The sequence below is a fragment of the Phycisphaerae bacterium genome (assembly GCA_012729815.1).
Taxonomy (GTDB): Bacteria; Planctomycetota; Phycisphaerae; order JAAYCJ01; family JAAYCJ01; genus JAAYCJ01.
The window spans coordinates 1-2,220 of record JAAYCJ010000250.1 but is presented as its reverse complement, the minus strand read 5'-3'; the positions used below and the strand labels follow the sequence as shown (position 1 = coordinate 2,220).

Annotated in this window: 2 protein-coding genes; one reads left to right on the top strand and one right to left on the bottom strand. The window is 64.5% G+C overall.

What is annotated here, in order from left to right:
- A partial coding sequence (locus tag GXY33_16460) for a hypothetical protein (protein ID NLX06731.1) occupies positions 1–116 on the top strand: 116 nt, incomplete at its 5' end.
- 91 nt (positions 117–207) lie between these two features.
- Here the strand turns inward: GXY33_16460 and GXY33_16455 are convergent.
- A partial coding sequence (locus tag GXY33_16455) for a PAS domain S-box protein (GenBank protein NLX06730.1) occupies positions 208–2,220 on the bottom strand: 2,013 nt, incomplete at its 5' end.

Below are 2,220 nucleotides of genomic sequence, written 5' to 3'. Positions count from 1 at the left end.
TGTCGATGGACCTGATGGGAATCAAACGCGAGGAACTGATCGACGGCGTCGAGGAAGGGGGCGTGGCCCTCTACCTGGATCGGGCGGAGCATGCCGGAGTGAACCTCTTCATCTAACACTACGCGCACAAGAGGACCTCCATGAAGGGCGGCTTTTTCGCGGAAGCGAAAGACCCGCCCTTCCGATTCCGCCGACGCCGGCGAAAAGTCAATCGGGAAGCGGCAGGGAAAAGAAGAACGTCGAACCCTCGCCGAAGTCGCTGTCCACCCACACCCGTCCGCCGTGGCGCTCGACGATCCGTTTGACCAAAGCCAAGCCGATGCCGGTCCCTTCATAGTCGCCGCCGGGTGAGAGTCGCTGGAAAATGTCGAAAACCCGGCCGAAGTATTGAGGCTCGATGCCAATGCCGTTGTCGCGGACGAGGAACACCCACTCGCCGTCCTGCCGCTCGACTCCCACGTGCACCACCGGTCTGCGGTCGGGATGCCGAAACTTCAATGCGTTGGCCAGCAGGTTCTGAAAAACCTGGAGCAACTGGACCGGGTCGGCCCGCACGACCGGCAGCGGATCGGCCGTCACCTGGGCGCCGTTCTCCTCGATCGTCAGGCCCAGGTTGTCGATCGCCTCGTCCAGCACCTTGCCGGCGTCGGTGGGCGCAGCGGGCCGAACCTGCGTACTGACCCGCGAGTAGGCCAGCAGACCGCGGATCAGAAAGTGCATCCGCTTGGCCCCCTGCACGGCGAAGTCGATGTACTGGCGGGCCTGGTCGTCGAGCTGATCGCCATAGCGCTTCTCAAGCACCTGCACGTACGTGGCCACCGTACGCAGCGGCTCCTGGAGATCGTGCGACGACGCGTAGGCGAAACTCTGCAGGTCCTGGTTCGACCGCCGCAGTTCGCGGTTAGCCTCCTCCAACTCAGCCGTTCGCTCCGCCACGCGACGCTCAAGCTCTTCATGCGTCCGCTGAAGAGCCTCTTCCGCCTTCCTGTGGTCTGTGATGTCCTGGCCGAAACACACCAGGCCTTCGACGTGCCCCCGTTCGTCCAGGACCGGATAGCTCCGCACCCGCCAGACTCGCCCGTCGGCCGTCTTCACCTCCTCCTCCTGATCCCTCCCGGTTTCGATCGCTCGGACCATCGGGCACGGCGTACAGGCTGCAGCCCGGCCATGCCAGACGTCGTAGCACCGACGCCCGACTATCTGCGAAACCGGAACGCCCGCCGCCTCGGCCGCCGCCCGGTTCACCCACAGGATACGCAGATCGCGGTCGTAATAGGTGAAAAGCTCAGCGGTTGCATTCAGGACCAGGGATTTGATCCGCTCCGATCTCGTCAGCGCCTCCTGGGCTTCCTTCAGGTCCGTGATATCGGTCGAAACGCCTAATACGCGATTGCACTGCCCCTGTTCGTCCGCCAGCGGGACCTTATAGGTGGTCAGCCATCGTCTTCTGCCTCCGGCGTCCGTGACCTTCTCCTCCGGAATGTGCAGCGGCGAGCCACTGCCGATCACCTGAAGGTCATTGTCTCGGAACCGCCGAACCTCCTCCTCGCTGGCGGTGTAGTCGGCGTCCGTCCGTCCGACTATGGCCTCCACCGTGGTCCCGTAGGCTTCCGCCACGGATCGATTGGCCAGTTCAAAGCGGCCTTCGGCGTCCTTGACAAAGACGAATCCCGGCACCGCGTCAATCACCTGCCGCAGGAATGCCCGCTCTCTCTTGACAGCCTCCTCGGCTTCCCGTCGATCCGTCACGTCGTGCGCGATGCCGATCAGGGCCGGAGCCCCCTTCAGCTCGATCCGCGAAACCGACAATTGCATCCACCGCGCCTCGCCGGTGCGAGTGACCATCTTGTACTCGTAGTGCGAGGGCAGCGGCTCGCCCATCTGCCGGCGGCGAGCCCGGTCCATCACCAACGGCCGGTAGTCGGGATGCACCAGCTGCGCAACGTCCATCGACAGCAGTTCCTCGCGGCTGTACCCGCTGAGCCGTTCGAGAAACGGATTGACGTAGGTGAACCGGCGTCCCTGAACGATCCCGATCGGGTCGCTGGCCCCGTCCGCCAGAACCCGGAACTTCTCCTCGCTTTGCCGCAGCGACTCCTCCGCCCGCTTGCGGTCGGTGATGTCGGTGAACAGGCCCAGAAACCCCACGTTCCGCCCGCTCTCGCCGGCCACCGTGGTAAAACCGACCCGCACCCAGATCGCCGACCCGTCGTGCCGCCG